We start from the raw sequence: 19,430 nt of genomic DNA, 5'->3' as shown, positions 1-19,430 counted from the left end.
GTTTGATTATTTTAAATGAGCCAAATTATTTTAATAGAAATGACAACGTTAAAATAATATTAACTCCTCTTCAACTAGTAATATTGGGCTACAGCGTTAATAAAATATATTCCGGTTGAAAAATAACTCACAACAATAAATAACAAAAGGTGATGCAGTGAAAGGGATGAAATTTACAGTGTCAGTAATTGGCGCTAGGGGATGACTCGGTTCCGTTTTGGCCCTTCATAAAACGGTCACAACGACCATTTTGAAACAATCAAAGCAGGCAGCTATCGCGGCAATATACAAGCGCTCACTCACTTAAAGTGGATGAGCGCAGATCTCATCGAAGTCAACCAGAAACACACACTGTACTAGCGGTTTTTTTGGCCATATCTAATGCATTTTCAATAGAATCCGCAATAGCCAAAGCAACACCTAATCGGCGAGTACCTGCAATTTCAGGTTTACCAAATAATCGTAATTGGGTATCAGACCCCAACGCTGAACCTATATGTGAAAAAACCACATTTTGACTGTGTAAATTGGGTAAAATAACGGCTGAAGCGCTTGGCCCATATTGGCGGATCACACCGATTGGGAAACCAAGAAATGCACGCACATGTAAGGCAAATTCAGATAAACTCTGTGAAATAAGTGTCACCATCCCCGTATCATGAGGGCGAGGTGAAACTTCATTAAAGATGATATCATCACCACACACGAATAATTCAACACCGAATATTCCGTAGCCCCCTAGAGAGGTAACAATTTTCTCAGCAACGTCCTGCGCTTTTTTCAATGCAACCTCACTCATGTACTGTGGTTGCCAAGACTCACGATAATCGCCTTTTTCTTGCCGATGCCCCACGGGTGCACAAAAGTGAATACCATCTATCGCACTGACCGTTAACAATGTAATTTCAAAATCAAAATTAACCATTTTTTCAACAATCACACGTCCCTGCCCTGCTCGCCCACCTAGCTGTGAGTAATCCCAAGCCTGCTCTAATTCATCTTGAGAGCGGATCACACTTTGCCCCTTCCCTGACGAACTCATCACCGGTTTAACAATACAAGGAAAACCAATTTTTTCTGCCGCTGTGACAAAATCGGGTTTGCTATCCACAAATTGGTACTCTGATGTTGGCAGCTTCAACTCTTCTGCGGCTAATCGTCGGATCCCTTCTCTGTCCATAGTAAGCACAATGGCTTTCGCTGACGGAACCACTTTTTGCCCTTGCTGTTCAAGCTCCATTAATACCTGTGTCGCAATCGCTTCAATTTCAGGCACAATAATGTCGGGTTTTTCAATTGAAACGATTTGCTTCAGCGCTTCGCCATCAAGCATATTTATCGTATAACTGCGGTGTGCAATATGCATCGCCGGCGCATTATCATAGCGATCAACTGCAATAACTTCGATACCCAACCGTTGACATTCAATCGCCACTTCCTTGCCTAACTCTCCAGCGCCTAACAACATCACTTTTGTTGCTGATTTACACAGCGCAGTACCTAATTGATTCATAATTGATAACCCTACCGACAAAAAGTTAATATCAATTATATACGCAATCGATTGCTTTTACTATCAAGGATAAAAAATCACAAAACAAAAACCTCATAACCATTTGATAATAATATCAATAAATTAATCTAGCGGTGTTTTATCACGCCCTGTAATAAAGGGGTCTTTATGTGAAAATTTAATATACTGTTTGCGTAAAATAGCGAATACACAAAACATTAAACCAACCCAGATGAGTGAAAAACTGATGCCTTTAACCCAATCAAATAGCTCATTAAATAAAAATACGGCTAATAAAAATTGAATTGTTGGTTCTATATATTGTGCCAACCCGATCACAGTTAATGATGTTCTTTTAATTGCTGCTGTAAAAAAGAGCAACGGAATTATCGTAACAGGAGCGGCCAACATATAAAGAATTTTGATTTGCCAATCGCCTTGTGCCACTTCACTTAAACCATTAGATACTAACCACCACGTGATCGCTATTGCGATAGGAAGTAGCCAAAGTGCCTCTAGAAATAAAGACGTAATCACATCAAATCGAATAAATTTACGAATTAACCCATATATCGCAAATGCACTACCCATAACTAACGCTAAAATAGGTAATTCACCATACTGCCAAATTTGGTAACCGACCCCCGCACAAATAAAAATAACAGCCATTTTTTCTGCGAAAACAAGCCGTTCGCGAAGAAACAAAACGCCAAGTAAAATAGAAAATAATGGGTTAATAAAATACCCAAGGCTAGCGGCTAACACCTGCCCATGAGTTAATGCGTAGGTAAATGTTGTCCAAGATATCGCCATAACTGACGAACTAAATAAACAGAGGATTATCGACCGTTTATCAGACCATACCTGGCACCACAAAGATTTGTTTTTAATAATTAAGCGAACAAAAAAAAGTATAGGGATAGACCAGATAAGACGTTCAGCAAGCAGCTCTAGAGGTTCAGCGCCGGGAAGTAAACGATAAAATAATGGTGTTATTCCCCATAAGATATAGGAAAAAATAGCAAGGGCCACTCCCGAGCGAAGCAACATAATTTATCCACAATACAATCTGATTAAATATATTAGCTCCGTATCATACGCCAAAATGCAGAAAATAAAACTTGTTAGAAAAAGCGGTTTATTGGGAACTCAAAAAATCAATTGAATAGCTGCTTATTAGGTTTGATTTTCTCGACAAAATTAAAAAGAATCACGTTCTAACAAGTCACAAGCAACATATTCAACACGGCTTTGCTGCCGTTCTTCTATAATATGCAAAGCAGCTTGTTGGCCTAACTGATAGTGTGGCAACACAACCGTACTTAATGGTGGATAAAACAGCTCCCCAACCCCTATCATATTATCATATTATCATAGCCAAGTACTGCAATATCTTGTGGGATACGCAAACCATGGCTAAGCAGTACTTGATAAGCTAAAAAGGCAATACGGTCATTTCCACAAATAATGACATCAAAATCAGGTTTTTTATTATCAAAATGACTATTAATTAAAGCTATCACATCTAAATAGTGTTCATCACCTAACTCTAAATGGTATTGCTGAAGTGATGATAGTGGTAAATTAGCATTTGCCCATGCAGACTCCACCGCTTCACGGCGCGTTTTTCCAGCTAGAGTCTCTTGTGGAATATAAAGACAAAGAGGATTTCGATACCCTTTCTCTATTAAGCGATTCACCGCATTAAATTGACCATTAAAATCATCTGGCACATAAGCTGGAAATTGCCCTTTTTTATCTATGCAATTAGCTAAAACCAAACGATTATTATGCAATGCTTCTGGAATAGCCACTTCTCGAAGCCCCATTGTAGTATAAATAATACCATCTGGCCGCTGAGATAATAATTGCCGAACAGCTCTTTCATTATCTTCACTAGATGTAATATTAACAACAAAGCTACTCCAACCAAATTGCCTCGCTGTTTGCTCTATGGAAAGAATGATTTCGACAGAAAACGGGGTTGTTGCTGTATCCAGGGCCAAAACGCCGACGGTTGACACCCTAGAACCTTTTCCTCTAATTTTTCGTGCCGAAAAATCAGGAACATAATTGAGTGACTCAATAGCTTGTTGGACCTGTTTCAAGGTTTCAGGCCTAAGTAATTCAGGATTATTAATTGCCCGTGATACTGTCATCAATGAAACGTTTGCAAGCCGAGCTACGTCTTTTAAAGAAGCCATTACGTATATTCACTCATCGAAACTAGATAAAAATAAATTCTAACATGTTAGATATAAAAAGCACTTAATCTTCATCAATTCACAAGTTAAGTACTATCACCTAAAAAAATAGCATAAAGTTCACATCTAAGACTTTTTCTGACTAATGATTTAAGATATTATTGATTAGCTTTAACAATATTTCCATCAATCACTTTATGTTAAAGAACACATTTAATAAGTAAATTTACCTAAGATGTTACACATCATTAATCGAATATTACTCAATGACACAAACTTTAACTATTGTTTCTATTTTTATATTAAATTTAGCTAGATGATGTTTTTAATATAAATTAAGGTCGGTTATACATTATAAAAAAAACAACGATCAGTAGAAAATATTATTGTGAAATTTAAATTTCACTTTATTTATCTACGTATTTTATCAGATTGATATGAATATCAAATCAGTTCAACAGGAGTATGGTGATGAATAACACCATTCATATAATTGTAGAAAGTGATAATGTCTTTAAGAATAAACTGAAATTAATGATAGAATCTTTTGGTTTCACCTTGAGATTTTATAATAATGAAGAAGTGTTTATGAGTAATTATACTTATCCTAATGAGGATAATGTAAAAGAGTGTATTTTATTATTCTTAAACAATGATGAAAATCGTATTAATCGATTAAACAATATAAGTAATTCATTTGGTATTGTTCCATTCATTGTGCTTGCCGAAGAGCCTTCTGTCAGTCTGTGTCGAGAGAGCTTTAAAGCTGGAAGCTTTGATTTTTTTCCCTTTCCTTTCAAGGACATTGAAATCTCAAATGCCATCAATAGTGCAACGGAATTATTTTTAAGCACGCATGAAAAGCATAAGAAATATACTCATCTCTCTGATAAATTTAACCGCCTTTCGGTTAGGGAAAGAGAAATTATGGATATGATATTAGAGGGCAATACGAGTAAAGAAACGGCTGAAAAACTGTCTTTATCACCAAGGACTGTTGAGGTTCATCGCTCTAACATTTATACAAAATTAGGTATTAAGTCATTGCCACAACTTATTCAAGAATACGAATACATTAATACTTATCCTAAATATATTTAATTCATATGATATGTTTACTTTTCTATAGCGTTATTATTTCTGATGGTTTTATTCTAAACCATCAGAAATTAATTATCTGAGAAATGCTAAAGACACTATAATTTAGATAAATATAGATTAAAATTCTGCCAATTATGAAATAATGATTTATTTTTACATGAGATAAACAATAGTACCACTCTATTATGGATTAAAAAACCAAGTAAATTGATAATTCCAATAGGAATAACAGCCCCTAATACTTACAAGATAAAATAATATTTTTTTAGGTTATTGAAATACTATTTAAAATAAAATGTTTTCTATCACGCCATTTTTTAGTAAGACAATAGCCTTTCTCATCGGTATTCATCCATCATAAATCTAAAAAAACAAGGCTAAAAACAGTATACCGCCTTACCAAATCCCTGCATAATGAGCATCGTTTTCATTTTCTTTTCTCGATACATCAAGTAACGATACAAGCAGATAGCTACGCTTTATTTATCTATTGGCTGTCGTTCAAAATATTGGTAAATTTTGTGCGCTTTGCTATTTTTGTTTTGTTGTTGTCCACAAAAACATGCGAAAGCGCTATTTTTTTACTCATCAGAACACATGCAAGAAACTATTTATAGTCTTTAATGTTGATTTCGTACTGCTTTAGTTTGCGCCATAACGTTGTCCGCCCCATAGCAAGGACTTTATGCATTTGCTGAATTTTACCTTTACAAGCTTGTGCAACTTCAATAATCAAAGCTTTCTCAACTGAGTGAATATCCAAGTTAGTGAATCGTTGCTCTTCCTTATCTACCTTAAAAGCCTCTTGTTCATAATAGTGGAATTTCAATTTTTCACTCACTTCTCTTGCCAAAGATTGCGTAAGCGCGAACAAAACATTGCAGCAATTCTGAGTTGAAGATATAGCGACAACTAATACAGGCTCACCAGTGTGTGAATATACTGGTGCTAAATAATAAAAGATCCCATGTAGTTCAATTGGAGCTGCATATAGCCTAACTTGTGATCCACAAGTTAAATTACCTGATAACAAGTTTGCTATTTCAAAATTACCGCTAAACTCATTACTAAGTCAAAACGTTTTTCCATCAGTGCTAACGAGAGAACTACGAATATGATCATCATGTAATGAGGCTAATCCATCTTCAATAGTTGTATAAGCAAGCTCAACGATGTCTTCGTAATCATCTGAATTATAATTACTTTCTATTACAGGTGTTGTAGTTGGAAATGTTAAATGGGTTGACATAGTTATCCTTATTCTTCGATAAGAGTTATCTGATTATGTCAACTTGCCATTTAATTTTTATATTCTAGATCAAGTTATTAATTGATAGATTTAAAACCATTGATCTGCATCAATTTTATAATTAAAAGCAGTATATCTGTGTCCTAAAAAACAAAATGGCTAACTTAATTTACCTAAGTTAGCCACATAGACTTTTAAAACGCTTTCATCAAATTACGAAGTAACTATATTCCCCCACAGATCATATTCATCTGCATGCTCAACGAATACTTTCACTATATCTCCAGCGCTAACTCCAAATTCACCATTAAGATAAACCATGCCATCAATTTCTGGTGCATCAGCCATACTACGGCCAATGGCACCTTCATCATCAACTTCATCAATAATAACTAAAATCTCTTTACCAATTTTATCTTGTAATCGCTGTGTAGAAATTTGCTGTTGTAGTTGCATAAAACGATGATAACGTTCCTCTTTAATTTCTTCAGGAACTTGATCAGCTAACTCATTCGCTTTCGCACCTTCGACAGGACTATACTTAAAGCAGCCTACTCGATCTAACTTAGCTTCTGACAAGAAATCTAATAGCATTTGGAAATCTTCTTCTGTCTCACCAGGAAATCCGACAATAAAAGTTGAACGTAAGGTGAGTTCAGGGCAAATTTCACGCCAACGTTTAATACGTTCAAGTGTTCTTTCAACAGCACCAGGGCGTTTCATTAATTTTAAAATTTTGGGACTTGCATGCTGTAACGGAATATCTAAGTAAGGTAAAACTTTACCTTCTGCCATCAAAGGAATGACATCATCAACATGTGGGTAAGGATAAACATAATGTAAACGCACCCATACGCCCATTGAAGCAAGTTGTTCGCATAACCCCACCATGCTGGTTTTTACAGGTTGCCCATCCCAAAAGCCTGTTTTATTTTTAACATCAACACCATATGCGGAAGTGTCTTGTGAAATAACCAGTAGCTCTTTTACGCCTGAAGCGACCAAACGCTTAGCTTCATTTAACACATCACCGATTGGACGGCTATCTAAGTCCCCTCGCATAGAAGGAATTATGCAAAAAGTACAACGATGATTGCACCCTTCGGAAATTTTTAAATAAGCATAATGTTTCGGTGTCAGTTTTACCCCTTGTTCTGGGACTAAACTAAAGAAAGGGTCATGTTCAGGCTTCGGAACATAGTGGTGCACATGGTTAAGTACCTGCTCATAGCTATGTGGACCTGTGATCTCCAATACTTTCGGATGCACTTCACGAATCTGGTTCTCTTTCGCACCAAGGCATCCTGTCACAATCACTTTACCGTTCTCATTCAGTGCTTCCCCAATCGCTTCTAACGATTCCTGCACTGCACTATCGATAAATCCACACGTATTCACAATAACTAAATCAGCATTATCATAGCTTGGAACCACTTGGTAACCATCAGTGCGTAATTCAGTTAAAATACGTTCTGAATCAACTAGGTTTTTTGGGCAGCCAAGAGAGACGAAACCAATTTTTGGCACCGGATTAGTATTTTGCGACATAACTCACTTCTTTTATTGTGTTATAAATATTGTTTTAGAAAAATGGGCGAAATTTTACCTGAAGAATTGAGGGAATTGTATAAATTTTTGTCGAAAATAATCTGTATTTAGAGCTGAAATAGGATAAAAAAATCTTGCTTGAAATAGGCGATTTCTGCAAAGTATTTTTGTAAAAACCACCTAAGAATGTTAATCAACGATTAACTGAACGAGCAATACGTGAGTAAGTGTGCCTAACCCCTCGGATCACAATACTATAATTTAAAATATTCTCAGGTAATGCAACTCCGTTATACCCTGAATCACCAATATGATGTAAATCTGTCCCGGCCATTTTACACATTAATGCTATTTGTCGAATAGTTTGTAAATCTGCACCTTCTTGAGAAGTCCCAATCGCTGTCATTGTCATCACACCTTGGGAATGGCAATAACTCACCATTTTTTGCACAAATTCTAACGAGATCCCGGGGACCGTTCCCGGCGCTGGGAGCAAAATGATATCTGCACCACTGTTAATAAAAGTACGAATATCATCTTCTGTTATGAGTTGCTCAGCTGAAGCATTCAAAACCCCTGAAGCGTGCATTTTCCCTGTAATAAGCACAATATCTTCACCCACAACAGCTTTAAGCTCTTTAAGACTTTGGTTAATTTCCTGATTAGTAACTCCATTTCCAGGGTTTCCCGTTAAAACAATAATGTCAGCACCCATTTCTTTTAGCTTAATGGCATTTTTTACTGTTGCTAATCGCCCTTCCGATATTTTCCATTGCTCATCTTGTGTCGGATTATTAAATCCATCAGGGACGGGCTCTAAATTAACGCCTATTGATCGTCCCGTTAAACGCTTAAGTGTGCGAATGATTTCTTCGGGTTCAATCCCTTCAGGTAGGCCTTGCATAATTGGTTGATTAACATCAAAAACATTTAGCAGCAAGATATCTGCACCTTGACTTGCGGCTAATTCAGCATTCGTCACTGTCATTAATACAGGTTGAATAGTACCAATGGTTTCGGAAACTAATATCCGCCCTTCACTGGCTTTAATAGATTCTAATAGTTTCTTTTTATTGAAATTTATAATTTCAGAAGCTGAACAATCAAGATAACGTCGTTGCATGGCTGTACCTTTATTTTCAATAAAATTGATGAATAACTCTTTCGAAATAAAATATCTATGTTCGAAATATATCACGTAGTTAATAATAAACAGCCTAATAGAACACACTATTAGTAAGTTATTTTTTTTAAAATAATAACTATTTCTAACACTCAGATTTTTATATAAAAACAAACTTTTCAGTGGCAAGTAATTTACTTATCGTAAATTACCGCTTGTTTTTTAGTAATAGTAATGATTATCATTACAGCTCTATATCACTTATGGTAAGGACTAAAATAATGAAACTCGCCTACAAAGCTGCTGTTTCAGGTCTTGCGTTGTTTTCAATCTCTGCATTAGCTCAAGAGTACCCTCTCGGTCACCCTGTGATCAAAAACGGAATGGAAATCCAAGGCGTTTATCTACAACCCATTACAATGGATACCGAAGAAGGCCATCATGCAATGTCGCACTTAGCGGCAGATAAAGCAGATGTCCACTTAGAAGCAGATATTCACGCGGTTGAAGATAACCCAAATGGCTTTGCAGAAGGTGATTGGATCCCTTACCTAACCATTGAATATTCGGTTACCAAACTCGGTGATAAACCACAAACTCAAACGGGCACGTTTATGCCGATGGTGGCCAGTGATGGTCCTCATTATGGGGAAAACATTAAATTAGATGGCAATGGTAAATACCGTGTCACTTATAAAATTTATCCACCATCACACAATAAAGATGTTGCCTTTGGGCGCCATATTGACAAAGAAACCGGCGTAGCACCTTGGTTCCAACCTTTCGAAGTCTCTTGGGACTTTGACTACGCAGGTGTTGGCCGTAAAGGTAGTTACTAATTTTAATCGAAATTAACTAAGGGCTTAATCAAGGAAGTTTTCTTGCATGAGCCCTTTTTTGTTCGTACTTATTATTTATTTGTACTTATTATTTGTTTGTACTTATTAAAGGATAAACCAAGCCAAAATGAAAACATTACTGCGTTTTTTACTGGTTATCGCTTGTACAATAATTCCCCTATCTTCATTTGCTGCGGAAAAATACACTGTCGAATTAGAAATGAAAAATGGTGATCTCATCCCACGTGTTCTTGAAGTTCCCGCAAAAACGATTATTCGAATTAAAATTACCAATACAGGCACTGAGCCCGCAGAATTTGAAAGCATTCAGTTAAGAAAAGAAAAAGTTTTAGCACCTGGAGCAAGCTCAGTTGTTGTTATCGCACCTCTAAAACCCGGTACTTATTCTTTTTTTGATGACTTCCACCTTTCTCACCCCAAAGGCGAGATCATTGCGAAATAAAAGGATTTAATATGGGACAAGTTCTATTTGTTGTTTGGCGTGAAAGTTTTGAGGCGCTACTTGTCATTGGCATTATTTATGCGTGGATTAAACGTCATCCTGACGCACAAAATGGTATGAAATACCTTTGGGCTGGTGTCGCTATTGGGGTTATTACCTCCATCTTACTAGCACTTCTGATTTATGGCGTATTCAATGTCCTTGATGATACAGGGCAATCACTGTTCATGATTTTTATGGAATTACTCGCCTGCGTTTTGATTGTCCAAATGGTGTATTGGATGAACAAACATGGCAGCTCAATGAAATCAGAAATTGAATCAGGAATTAGCCGTAATGCCTCTCACCATAACTGGTGGGGAGCCGCACTAATTATTGCCATTGCCATCGCCCGTGAAGGGAGTGAAATAGTCGTCTTCCTATCTAGTTTTATTATGTCTTTAACCGCATCTAATGCATCGGCTTTCTTTATCGAGGTAGGTGGAGGAATTGCAATTGCAGGTCTTACACTTTATATCTTCTTATTAACAAATCGCTTAGTTTCTTGGTCTATCTTCTTTAAAGTTACAGGGGTTATTCTATTATTCCTTGCATTATCTCTGTTGCTTAAAGGGGTCGAAGAAAGTGCAAACTTACTAATCGAATATGATTTTACTATCCCTGACTTTTTAATTTATCCCGCTTGGGATACAACTGCATTTCTCGATGATTCTGGTATCGCTGGCAATTTTATCTCTTCTTTCTTTGCTTATCGTTCACAACCTATTTGGCTCAGCGTCATTACCTTTGTCCTTTATTGGGCTATTGTGATCCCATTGTTTGCTCGGAGCAAAAAAAATGTCTAGCTCACTGAGACGGAATATCAAATGGATATCTTTTAGCTTAATACTCAGTGTTGCGCTGCCTACTTTAGTTCAAAGTAAAGCACTGAGATCCCCTGTGCAAACAGGGGATAACATCATTATTGCTAAAGGGGATATACCCACTCCAGAAAAATATCAACATGCAATCCAAACCTATCTCACCTTTGCCAATACTGAGCTAGCAGAAATGGTCACGCAATTGGAATTATTGCAACAGAGTTTACAGCAAGGAAAGCTACAACAAGCTCAAACTGCATACATTCAAGCTCACCAGCACTATGAAACAGTGCGCCCAATTATTATTCTATTTGGTAATACAGATAGGACGATTAATCCAAGAGCCGATTATTTCCTCGATAAAGAAACTGATTATCGCTTTACGGGGTTTCATCTTGTTGAGTACCAATTATTTGAGCAAAAAAATGCAAAACTTGCTTTAACCGCAAACCAAGATTTATTACTCAAAGGGCGTGACTTACATAAACGAGTGGTAACAGAAACTATTGAAATACCAAAGCTCGTGCAAGCCTCGGCTGATTTTATTGAAATGATCTTAGAAACGAAATTGGGTGGTAAAGAAAATATCTACAGTTTGTCTGATTTAACTGATATTGCCGCTAATTTAAAGGGATCACAAAAAATAATTGAGGTTCTTAAACCTTTTATCAAGCCAGAAACACTTGAGAGAATACAGCAGAATGAACAGCTCATTAATCAAATAATGCAGCCATATCAACTGTCAAATACCACATATCAACCTTATAGCCAATTACAATTAAAAGACAAAATGGCGCTTTATTCATTACTCACTCAGCAAGCTGAAACCTTAGCGAAATTACGTGCTGAGCTCGATGTCGATGTTTACTATAAATATTAAGGCATATATTTATGCAAGCTAAACTAAGAAGTATATTGCAAACCAACGGAATGTCTCGGCGTAATGCCCTAAAAATGCTCGCTATTAGTAGCGCAGTTTTAGCAGCTCCAACATTAAAAGCTCAAGGGAAAATAGCTAATTGCCAACTCACCTATAACAAAGCAATCAATTACCTTGGGCTTAACCAAGCCGGTGTTTTAACGCCTGAACCCAAAAATGCCAGCTTTATTGCATTTAATATTACAGCGAATTCTGTTGAACAATTACAAACTGTTTTTACTTTACTGACCCAGCGTATTGCTCACTTAACTCAATCCCAAATAGAGCCGTCAATCAATAACGATAAGATCCCTCCGGCAGAGTCAGGTATTCTTGGGACACAACAACAACCCGACTCACTAACTATCACCGTTGCTTTAGGAAATTCTCTTTTTGATAACCGGTTCGGCTTAAATAAAATTAAGCCTAAACATCTTAGTGAAATGACCAGTTTCCCTAACGATCGACTAGAACAAAAATGGTGTGGTGGTGATCTCCTTCTGCAAATATGTGCGAATAGCCAAGAAAGCGTTATCTATGCATTACGTGACATCCTACGTCATATTTCGCCATACAGCTTTCCTCTCTGGAAAATAGATGGCTTCTTACCTGCACGGGATATTGATAACCACTCAACTCCTATCAACCTTTTTGGTTTTAAGGATGGAACAGGAAATGCGCCTGCCGATGATAATTCGTTAATGAACGAATTAATATGGATAACAAAAGGTAGCCAAGAACCATCTTGGTGCGACGGAGGGACATACCAAGCAGTACGTCTTATTCGTTTTAATTTAGAGTTTTGGGATAGAACACCATTAGAAGATCAAGAAAATGATTTTGGTCGGCATAAAGACTCAGGGGCTCCAATCGGCATGAAAAATGAGCATGATGATCCTAAATTTGGCGAAGATCCCCATGGTGACCGTATTTTATTTGATTCCCATATGCGTCGTGCAGAGCCTCGTAATCCTGAACGTTATACCGCAAAACTGAGGCGTAGAAGTTACAGCTATTCACTCGGGCTGACCGAAACTGGAGCCCTCGATATGGGGTTGATTTTCGTCTCTTTTCAGCAAAATTTAAAAACAGGCTTTATTGACACTCAAAAACGTCTCAATGGCGAACCACTTGAACGTTATATCAAACCTTTTGGTGGTGGATACTATTTTGTATTACCAGGAGTCGAATCAGCACAAGACACCCTTGCTGAAAAAATGTTTACGGCTTTAAAACAAACCGAGTGATGATACTGATAAAATAAAGCCCCTATTACACTTTCTATAGGGGCTTTACTCGGAGCGATATCATCAATTATTCAACATGTTAATTAATAAAATGCCCTCTAGATTTGTATTCATTATTATTTTTTACGTTCATTCACATCCGCTTCGACTTCTTGCTTCCAGTCCTCTGATATTGGCGCAGACATTTGTTTAGCTTCCACCGCTTTATTTACAGCACGATAAGCCTTATCGTATCCAGTCCCATCTTGGACATAACCAGTGGCATTTGAACTTTTAATTCCAATATTTTCAGCTTCAGAAATGGCATCAATATTGGCACCTAAGAAAATAAAATCCCATTTGTCTTCTGTTTCTGCTGACTTAATCATCGCTTTAATTTTTGCTTGGGAATACTTACGGCTACTATTTTCTTGCCCATCGGTAATGATTACAAAAAGAACATTATTATTTTTAGTAACTTTTCTATTTTCTTGCATTTTTTCAATGCCTTCTCCTATTGCGTCCAATAATGCGGTATAGCCACCAACAGGATAATCATCAAGCGTTAGATTAGAAACTTTTTCAATGGGTTCTCTATTATGGAGTAAACTTGTTTTATCATTAAATAAAATAGTTGTAATGTAGGTCTTTGCTTTTTTTCCTTTATTTTCAGTCAATACACTATTATATCCACCGATTGTATCAGCCTCGAAACCTGACATTGAGCCACTTTTATCAAGAATGAATACTAAATCCAAAACATCAGGATCTTTTTTGGTATCAATAATAGTTGTACTGCTAGCGATAGAAGAAAATAAAAACAAAAATACAGCTGATATGACGGTGAAAACAGATTGTATGGATAAATTCATCGCCGAGTTCCTTGGTGAGGTTAATAAAAATATAACCACCTCAATCTCGCTTTTTCACCAAATATTTCAAATAAGATTACTCTGTATACTTAATAAGCATTTTCTTAATTAATTTCAAAAAACCACTATTACATAAAAATAATATTTTTATATCAATACACAAAAAAGTAAATATACTTAAAATGGTTACTCTTTCAACCAAATACCATTTTCTCTAAGTATGTTAATTTCTTGAATAAAATTATTATACTTTATATTTTCTGCAACAGAGCTTGACGAAGCGCTTCGAGACTGTTCAAGTACTAATTCTGTGATAGCATGGTGAAATTCTTGGTTTAATTCTTTATGAATATCAACATCATCGGTTTTTTTTAATCGTGTAACCAACTGAATTAATTTTTCGGCTTTTACCTGTACATCTGGATTATCAAAAATAACTGTTGGAACTTCATACATAAATAGCATATTGATAGAGTCTAAAGTTTTATGATTAGCAGGATCCTGCAATAAACTTTGACCATACTCATTATCTAAATAGGTAACTAATTCTTGTTTATCAAAGCACTTAGACTTAATATTTCCATCTAATTTATCATCATAAAGTGTAATTGAATCAGGAAAGCTTTCGCCCACAGGGTAGCTACACCTGAATATATTTGCATCAATAAGCGTCGCGTTAGAACTGCGAGCGGGTAGTTCAAGCTCATGCCCATTAATTGTAATGGGGTAGCTCGCAGGCTTAAACTTATCTTCTTGGCCATCGACGGCATAGACTTCAGATAATGTGTAATAAACAAAATTATTTGGGTTAATAATACCACCAGAGTTATTTTCAAAAACAAAAAAATCTGTCACATGACCTTCATCACTTTTTAACTGGTGTAACCCACTAGAAAGTAAAACAACCCCTTTATCATCTGGTAAAACGTCATAATCTTTACCATCTAGCGTAAACGTAATAGTGTTTTCACTTGGATTACTATAATAAAATTTGCCTTTACCACTTAAAAGATCCATATCATCACAAGCGGAAAGTAACATAACTGCAGAGACAATACAGCTATATTTTAGTATAGTATTCATAATGTTATTCCAAAGCTTTTTAAAATTAATTTATTAACTAAAAACACCAGAGCTATCCATGATGCTCTTTAACATATTATTGTCGATATTAGAGACCATTATTCAGTTATTCGAATAAAATAACTTTACGATAAATGCGATAATAACCAAACTTAGTGGATATATCTCATACGTTATTTTCACGCAATACTTTTAACAATACCTGAAAAACCTCATCCATTAATGGTGTTGTTTGCTGGCTATTGCGAATTAAAGCGACTGTACGCGTTAACTCAGGTTGTTGTAATTGCAAAACTTTCAATTCAGGGTCACGTAAATGTACAGTATAAAGCTGTGGTAAAATAGCAATCGCTAATTTCGAACGAACTAAGCCATATAAGGTTTCAATATAATCTACTTGATAACGAATATTTAATTTTAGTCGGTGACTTTCCACCGTAGCAGCAACTAAACGTTGAATATTTCCTTTCGAAAATACGGCAATATCACGATTATTTAGCAATTTCCACGGCAAGTGAAACGCATTAACAGATACAGGGTCATCATGATGGATAACGGCAACAAAAGGGTCATCCTGCAATGGAAAGATATTTAAATTTGGAGGCACTGAGCTATCTAACACACCAATGCCAAAATCAATTTCATGATTGATAAGCTTTTCCACCAAAGCGTCATTCGTTTGGTCATAAAATTCAATATTAAGCCTCGGAAAATATTGAGTTAATAATTCAGGTACTGCTGGAAATAACAAAGAACTTACGGAAGGAACTAACCCAATACGTAATGTACCATCCCCTCCCTCTACGATGATTTTCTGAATTTCACTAAATGCACGGTGAGAAACACTCAGAATTTGCTGTGCATATGGCAAAATTGCAGCGCCTAGCTCAGTTAATGTTACGGATGAAGCGGTGCGATTAATTAACTTTCCTCCAATAACCGTTTCTATTTGCCGCAAAGCACTACTCAAAGCAGGTTGGCTCACCGCTAGACGATTTGCTGTCTCGGTAAAATGACGCAGTTTTGCTAATGTCACAAAATACTGCAGTTGTTTGAGCGTGAGTGCTGGCAGTCTCTGCCAAGGTTCTATCATAATAATGTACTTTTATTTTTATTGGGTTAGCCAATATATCTGTTCATTATAACCATTTCTTATCGCATGATAAATTTTATCATCTTGGCAAACGTTTGCGTTGCTCATAAAGTAACAGTCATAAACTGTAGCAATGGTAACTTTATGTGCATAACAAAACAAAATAGGCGTCATGTCATTCAATCCGCTAAAGGTGAAAAGCCTTTTGACCTTTTACTCGCTAATGCCAATATTGTCGATATGGTCACAGGTGAAGTTCGCCTTGCAGATATCGGGATAAGCGGCAACCTAATTGCTAGCGTTCACCCTACAGGAACTCGTAGTGATGCAAATGAAACCCATGATTTATCTGGCTATTTCATTTCACCCGGCTTAATAGACACTCACGTCCATTTAGAAAGCTCACACTTACCCCCTGTTCGTTATGCAGAAATAGTTCTAGCCCAAGGAACAACAGCTGTCTTTTGGGATCCCCATGAACTTGCCAATGTATTAGGTTTAGAAGGTGTACGTTATGCTATTGATTCTAGCCGAAATTTGCCGCTAGATGTTATGGTTGCAGCCCCTTCATCAGTGCCATCAACACCTGGCTTAGAAATGTCTGGTGCGGATTTTGCTGGGAATGAAATATCAACCATGCTGAGTTGGCCGGAAGTCCGCGGTGTGGCTGAAGTTATGGATATGTTTGGTGTGCTCCATGGCAGTGATAGAATGGAAGAAATTTTAAATGCAGGAATTACATCAGGCAAACTTATAGAAGGCCATGCAAGAGGTTTAAAAGGGGCTGAGCTCCAAGCTTATCTGGCGGCTGGCGTCACCTCTGATCATGAATTAACTTCGGCTGAAGATGCTCTTGAAAAGCTACGTGCAGGTCTTACGTTAGAAATTCGAGGCTCACATCCTTATCTCCTTCCCGATATTGTTGCCGCATTAAAATCTTTACCTCATTTATCATCACAAATTACGGTATGCACAGATGATGTACCGCCCGACATGTTGATAGAAAAAGGTGGCATTATTGCGTTGCTAAACCTTTTAATCGAGCATGGAATGCCGGCAACTGACGTACTGCGCTTTGCCACATTCAATGCGGCAATACGCCTACAGCGCCATGACCTTGGCCTGATTGCTGCGGGGAGAAAAGCAAATTTAGTCATTTTCGATTCATTGGAAATATTAAGAGCACAAGCTGTGTATGTATCAGGGCAAAAAATTGCAGAAAACAACCAACTTATTAATGTGTTAAGTATCCCTGATAATATTTTACCACCACGCGATACCATGCGACTTTCGCCAATAACCCCAAATGATTGCACATTAAAAATTGATGGAATCAATAATGGTAGTGCGCGTTTACGTCACATTCGTGGAGCACGCTTTACCCAGTGGGGAGAAATTGACGTACAAATCAAAAATAGCGTGGTACAACTGCCGAATAATTTCAGTCTTATTCGAGTTCAGCACCGTCACGGCCGCCACGATGCTTTACCTCAAATAGCCTTACTTGAGGGCTGGGGGGAATTACGCGGAGCCATTGCAACTAGCTATTCACACGATTCACATAACCTCGTTGTGCTTGGTCGTGATCCTGATGATATGGCCACTGCCGCTAATTTATTAATCGAAAGTGGTGGAGGTATGGCGTTAGTACAAAATGGCAAGGTTTTAGCTCATGTCGCTATGCCAATTGCCGGTATGTTATCTGATTTACCCGCAACTGAACTGGCTGCTCAATTTCGTCAATTACGTGAATTAAGTAGTCAAATCGCAGATTGGGAGCCGCCATATCGAGTCTTTAAAGCCATTGAAGGAACTTGTCTTGCATGCAATGCGGGACCGCATTTAACTGATTTAGGATTAACTGATGGAACAACGCGTCAAATCGTTAACGCAATCATCCATACTGTTAAGCATGCCTAGAAAACTATAAATATCAAAAATAATAATAGGAGAGCCAATTAATGGCTGACAATTCAATAGATAAGCCAACATCAGGGAGTTGGCTGGAAAGACGCTTTGCTTTACGTAAGCGTGGAAGTTCAGTGAAAACAGAGTGTTTAGCCGGAATTACTGGTTTTTTAGCCGCGGCTTACCTTCTTGTGGTGATCCCCGGTTTACTTGCCGCTGGAGGGATGGATAAAGGCGCAGCAACCACTGGAACGATTATTGTCTTCGTTATTGCCAGTTTATTAATGGCATTCTACGCAAACTTACCCTTTATTGTTGGCCCTGGTATCGGAGGTTCTGTTCTTGTCGGTATTACTCTTGCAGGCAGTGAAGGTATTGACTGGCAAATAGGGCTAGGCATTGCTTGTTGGTCAGGGATCTTATTTTTTCTATTAACTAAATTTGGCTTGCGTGAAGTCGTTACACGCTCTGTCCCTCAATCAATTAAACTCGGATTAACTGCATCAATTGGTCTTTTCGTTGCCGTTTTAGGCTTTCGAAATGCAGGATTAGTCCTCGCTAACCCAAAAACAAATGCATTAATGCTTGGTGATTTCCTTTCTCCTGGAGCGTTAGTCGCACTCGCAGGCTTTTTCATTGCCATTGCTCTACAAGCTCGCAAAATACCAGGCGGAATTTTATGGGCAATTTTATTTGCCACCCTTTTGGGTATTCCATTTGGCGTCACAAAATTACCTGAAAGTTTTATTGGTATTCCACATTCTGTTGCCCCTGTCTTAGGCCATGTTGATTTAATTGGCGCACTAAATATCGCGTTTCTCCCTTTCTTATTTGTCTTTTTTGCCGCTGAATTTTTTTCAACGATGGGAACAACATTAGCCGTTGGCGGAGAAGCCGGTTTATTAGATAAAGAAGGTAATATGCCAAATATTAACCGCCCTTTTATCGTCGATTCTATTGCTGCTGCATTAGGCCCGTGGGTAGGTATTCCTGCGGCAACTGCACTTATTGAATCTTCAGCCGCGGCAGAGGCTGGGGGTAAAACAGGTATGACCGCCCTTGCCGCTGCCTTTATGTTTTTATTAATGCTGTTATTTACGCCTATCGCATTAATGATCCCAGCCCAAGCCACAGCTCCAGCGCTCATTTTAATTGGACTAAATATGTTCAGCGGCTTACGAAAAGTGGACTTAGGCAATTTTACTGATGGCTTACCGGTATTAATGATGGTGATGATTACGTTAATCGCTAATAGTTTTGGTACAGGCATTGCGGGTGGGCTGCTATTTTATATTTTAATCAAAGCGGTTGCAGGCAAATGGAGAGAAATTCCAATTAGTTTGTGGATCCTCGCGGTACCGCTTGTTTATTATTTTTCAACGTTAGTAAAACACTAATACCACGAGTGCCAGAAAAGCCGATACATCTG

At 37.4% G+C, this 19,430-nt stretch carries 17 protein-coding genes and 1 pseudogene; 8 read left to right on the top strand and 10 right to left on the bottom strand.

Annotation, left to right across the window (positions count from 1 at the left end):
- Window positions 1-334 precede the first annotated feature (334 nt).
- The 3 genes and pseudogenes from purT to PR809_RS19655 all read right to left on the bottom strand — a co-directional run bounded on the left by purT (window position 335) and on the right by PR809_RS19655 (window position 3,717).
- A complete protein-coding gene (gene purT / locus PR809_RS19665) occupies window positions 335-1,513 on the bottom strand; it encodes a formate-dependent phosphoribosylglycinamide formyltransferase (protein WP_166265761.1) in 1,179 nt (392 codons plus the stop codon).
- 123 nt (window positions 1,514-1,636) lie between these two features.
- A complete protein-coding gene (gene rarD / locus PR809_RS19660; protein WP_195697633.1) occupies window positions 1,637-2,563 on the bottom strand; it encodes an EamA family transporter RarD in 927 nt (308 codons plus the stop codon).
- Between the two features lie 150 nt (window positions 2,564-2,713).
- A pseudogene (locus PR809_RS19655) lies at window positions 2,714-3,717 on the bottom strand (LacI family DNA-binding transcriptional regulator).
- A gap of 471 nt (window positions 3,718-4,188) precedes the next feature.
- Here PR809_RS19655 and PR809_RS19650 point away from each other — a divergent pair.
- Window positions 4,189-4,818: a response regulator transcription factor gene (locus PR809_RS19650; protein ID WP_102140074.1), complete on the top strand. Its 630-nt coding sequence runs from the start codon at window positions 4,189-4,191 to the stop codon at window positions 4,816-4,818.
- A gap of 607 nt (window positions 4,819-5,425) precedes the next feature.
- Here PR809_RS19650 and PR809_RS19645 read toward each other — a convergent pair.
- The 4 genes from PR809_RS19645 to PR809_RS19630 form a co-directional block, all read right to left on the bottom strand.
- Window positions 5,426-5,659 carry a helix-turn-helix domain-containing protein gene (locus PR809_RS19645; protein ID WP_272524672.1) on the bottom strand — a complete coding sequence of 78 codons (234 nt, stop codon included), beginning with the start codon at window positions 5,657-5,659 and terminating at the stop codon, window positions 5,426-5,428.
- A 231-nt stretch (window positions 5,660-5,890) separates the two neighbouring features.
- Window positions 5,891-6,067, bottom strand: coding sequence for a hypothetical protein (locus PR809_RS19640; protein ID WP_272524671.1), 177 nt, complete (start codon window positions 6,065-6,067; stop codon window positions 5,891-5,893).
- Window positions 6,068-6,280: 213 nt separating this feature from the next.
- Window positions 6,281-7,615, bottom strand: a complete 1,335-nt coding sequence (gene rimO / locus PR809_RS19635; RefSeq protein ID WP_102140076.1) for a 30S ribosomal protein S12 methylthiotransferase RimO — start codon at window positions 7,613-7,615, stop codon at window positions 6,281-6,283.
- A gap of 193 nt (window positions 7,616-7,808) precedes the next feature.
- A complete protein-coding gene (locus PR809_RS19630) occupies window positions 7,809-8,738 on the bottom strand; it encodes a DUF7916 family protein (protein WP_206276963.1) in 930 nt (309 codons plus the stop codon).
- A 281-nt stretch (window positions 8,739-9,019) separates the two neighbouring features.
- Between PR809_RS19630 and PR809_RS19625 the strand changes: the two genes are divergently transcribed.
- The 5 genes from PR809_RS19625 to efeB all read left to right on the top strand — a co-directional run bounded on the left by PR809_RS19625 (window position 9,020) and on the right by efeB (window position 13,066).
- Entirely contained in the window at window positions 9,020-9,577 is a 558-nt protein-coding gene (locus PR809_RS19625; protein WP_004913787.1) for an iron transporter, read from the top strand.
- Window positions 9,578-9,704: 127 nt separating this feature from the next.
- Entirely contained in the window at window positions 9,705-10,040 is a 336-nt protein-coding gene (locus PR809_RS19620; RefSeq protein ID WP_102140078.1) for a cupredoxin domain-containing protein, read from the top strand.
- An 11-nt stretch (window positions 10,041-10,051) separates the two neighbouring features.
- Entirely contained in the window at window positions 10,052-10,885 is an 834-nt protein-coding gene (locus PR809_RS19615) for an FTR1 family iron permease (RefSeq protein ID WP_206276962.1), read from the top strand.
- Complete coding sequence (locus PR809_RS19610; protein ID WP_102140080.1) at window positions 10,878-11,780, top strand: EfeM/EfeO family lipoprotein; 903 nt, start codon at window positions 10,878-10,880, stop codon at window positions 11,778-11,780. The genes PR809_RS19615 and PR809_RS19610 overlap by 8 nt, the downstream gene beginning before the upstream one ends.
- A gap of 11 nt (window positions 11,781-11,791) precedes the next feature.
- A complete protein-coding gene (gene efeB / locus PR809_RS19605; RefSeq protein ID WP_102140081.1) occupies window positions 11,792-13,066 on the top strand; it encodes an iron uptake transporter deferrochelatase/peroxidase subunit in 1,275 nt (424 codons plus the stop codon).
- 116 nt (window positions 13,067-13,182) lie between these two features.
- Here the strand turns inward: efeB and PR809_RS19600 are convergent, their stop codons facing one another.
- From PR809_RS19600 to PR809_RS19590, 3 genes are all read right to left on the bottom strand, one after another.
- Window positions 13,183-13,917 carry a vWA domain-containing protein gene (locus tag PR809_RS19600; RefSeq protein ID WP_206276961.1) on the bottom strand — a complete coding sequence of 245 codons (735 nt, stop codon included), beginning with the start codon at window positions 13,915-13,917 and terminating at the stop codon, window positions 13,183-13,185.
- 186 nt (window positions 13,918-14,103) lie between these two features.
- Window positions 14,104-15,000 (bottom strand): hypothetical protein, encoded by an 897-nt coding sequence (locus PR809_RS19595; protein ID WP_206276960.1) that lies wholly within the window; start codon window positions 14,998-15,000, stop codon window positions 14,104-14,106.
- Window positions 15,001-15,166: 166 nt separating this feature from the next.
- The gene (locus tag PR809_RS19590; RefSeq protein WP_206276959.1) at window positions 15,167-16,093 is read right to left on the bottom strand and encodes a LysR family transcriptional regulator; all 927 of its coding nucleotides are present in this window, start codon (window positions 16,091-16,093) and stop codon (window positions 15,167-15,169) included.
- 144 nt (window positions 16,094-16,237) lie between these two features.
- Here PR809_RS19590 and PR809_RS19585 point away from each other — a divergent pair, with 144 nt between their 5' ends.
- Entirely contained in the window at window positions 16,238-18,013 is a 1,776-nt protein-coding gene (locus PR809_RS19585; RefSeq protein ID WP_206276958.1) for an adenine deaminase, read from the top strand.
- Window positions 18,014-18,054: 41 nt separating this feature from the next.
- A complete protein-coding gene (locus PR809_RS19580; RefSeq protein ID WP_206276957.1) occupies window positions 18,055-19,398 on the top strand; it encodes an NCS2 family permease in 1,344 nt (447 codons plus the stop codon).
- Window positions 19,399-19,430 lie beyond the last annotated feature (32 nt).

It is taken from the genome of Providencia sp. PROV201 (assembly GCF_028479545.1).
In the GTDB taxonomy this organism is placed as follows: domain Bacteria; phylum Pseudomonadota; class Gammaproteobacteria; order Enterobacterales; family Enterobacteriaceae; genus Providencia; species Providencia huaxiensis.
This window is presented reverse-complemented; position numbering and strand designations above follow the sequence as displayed.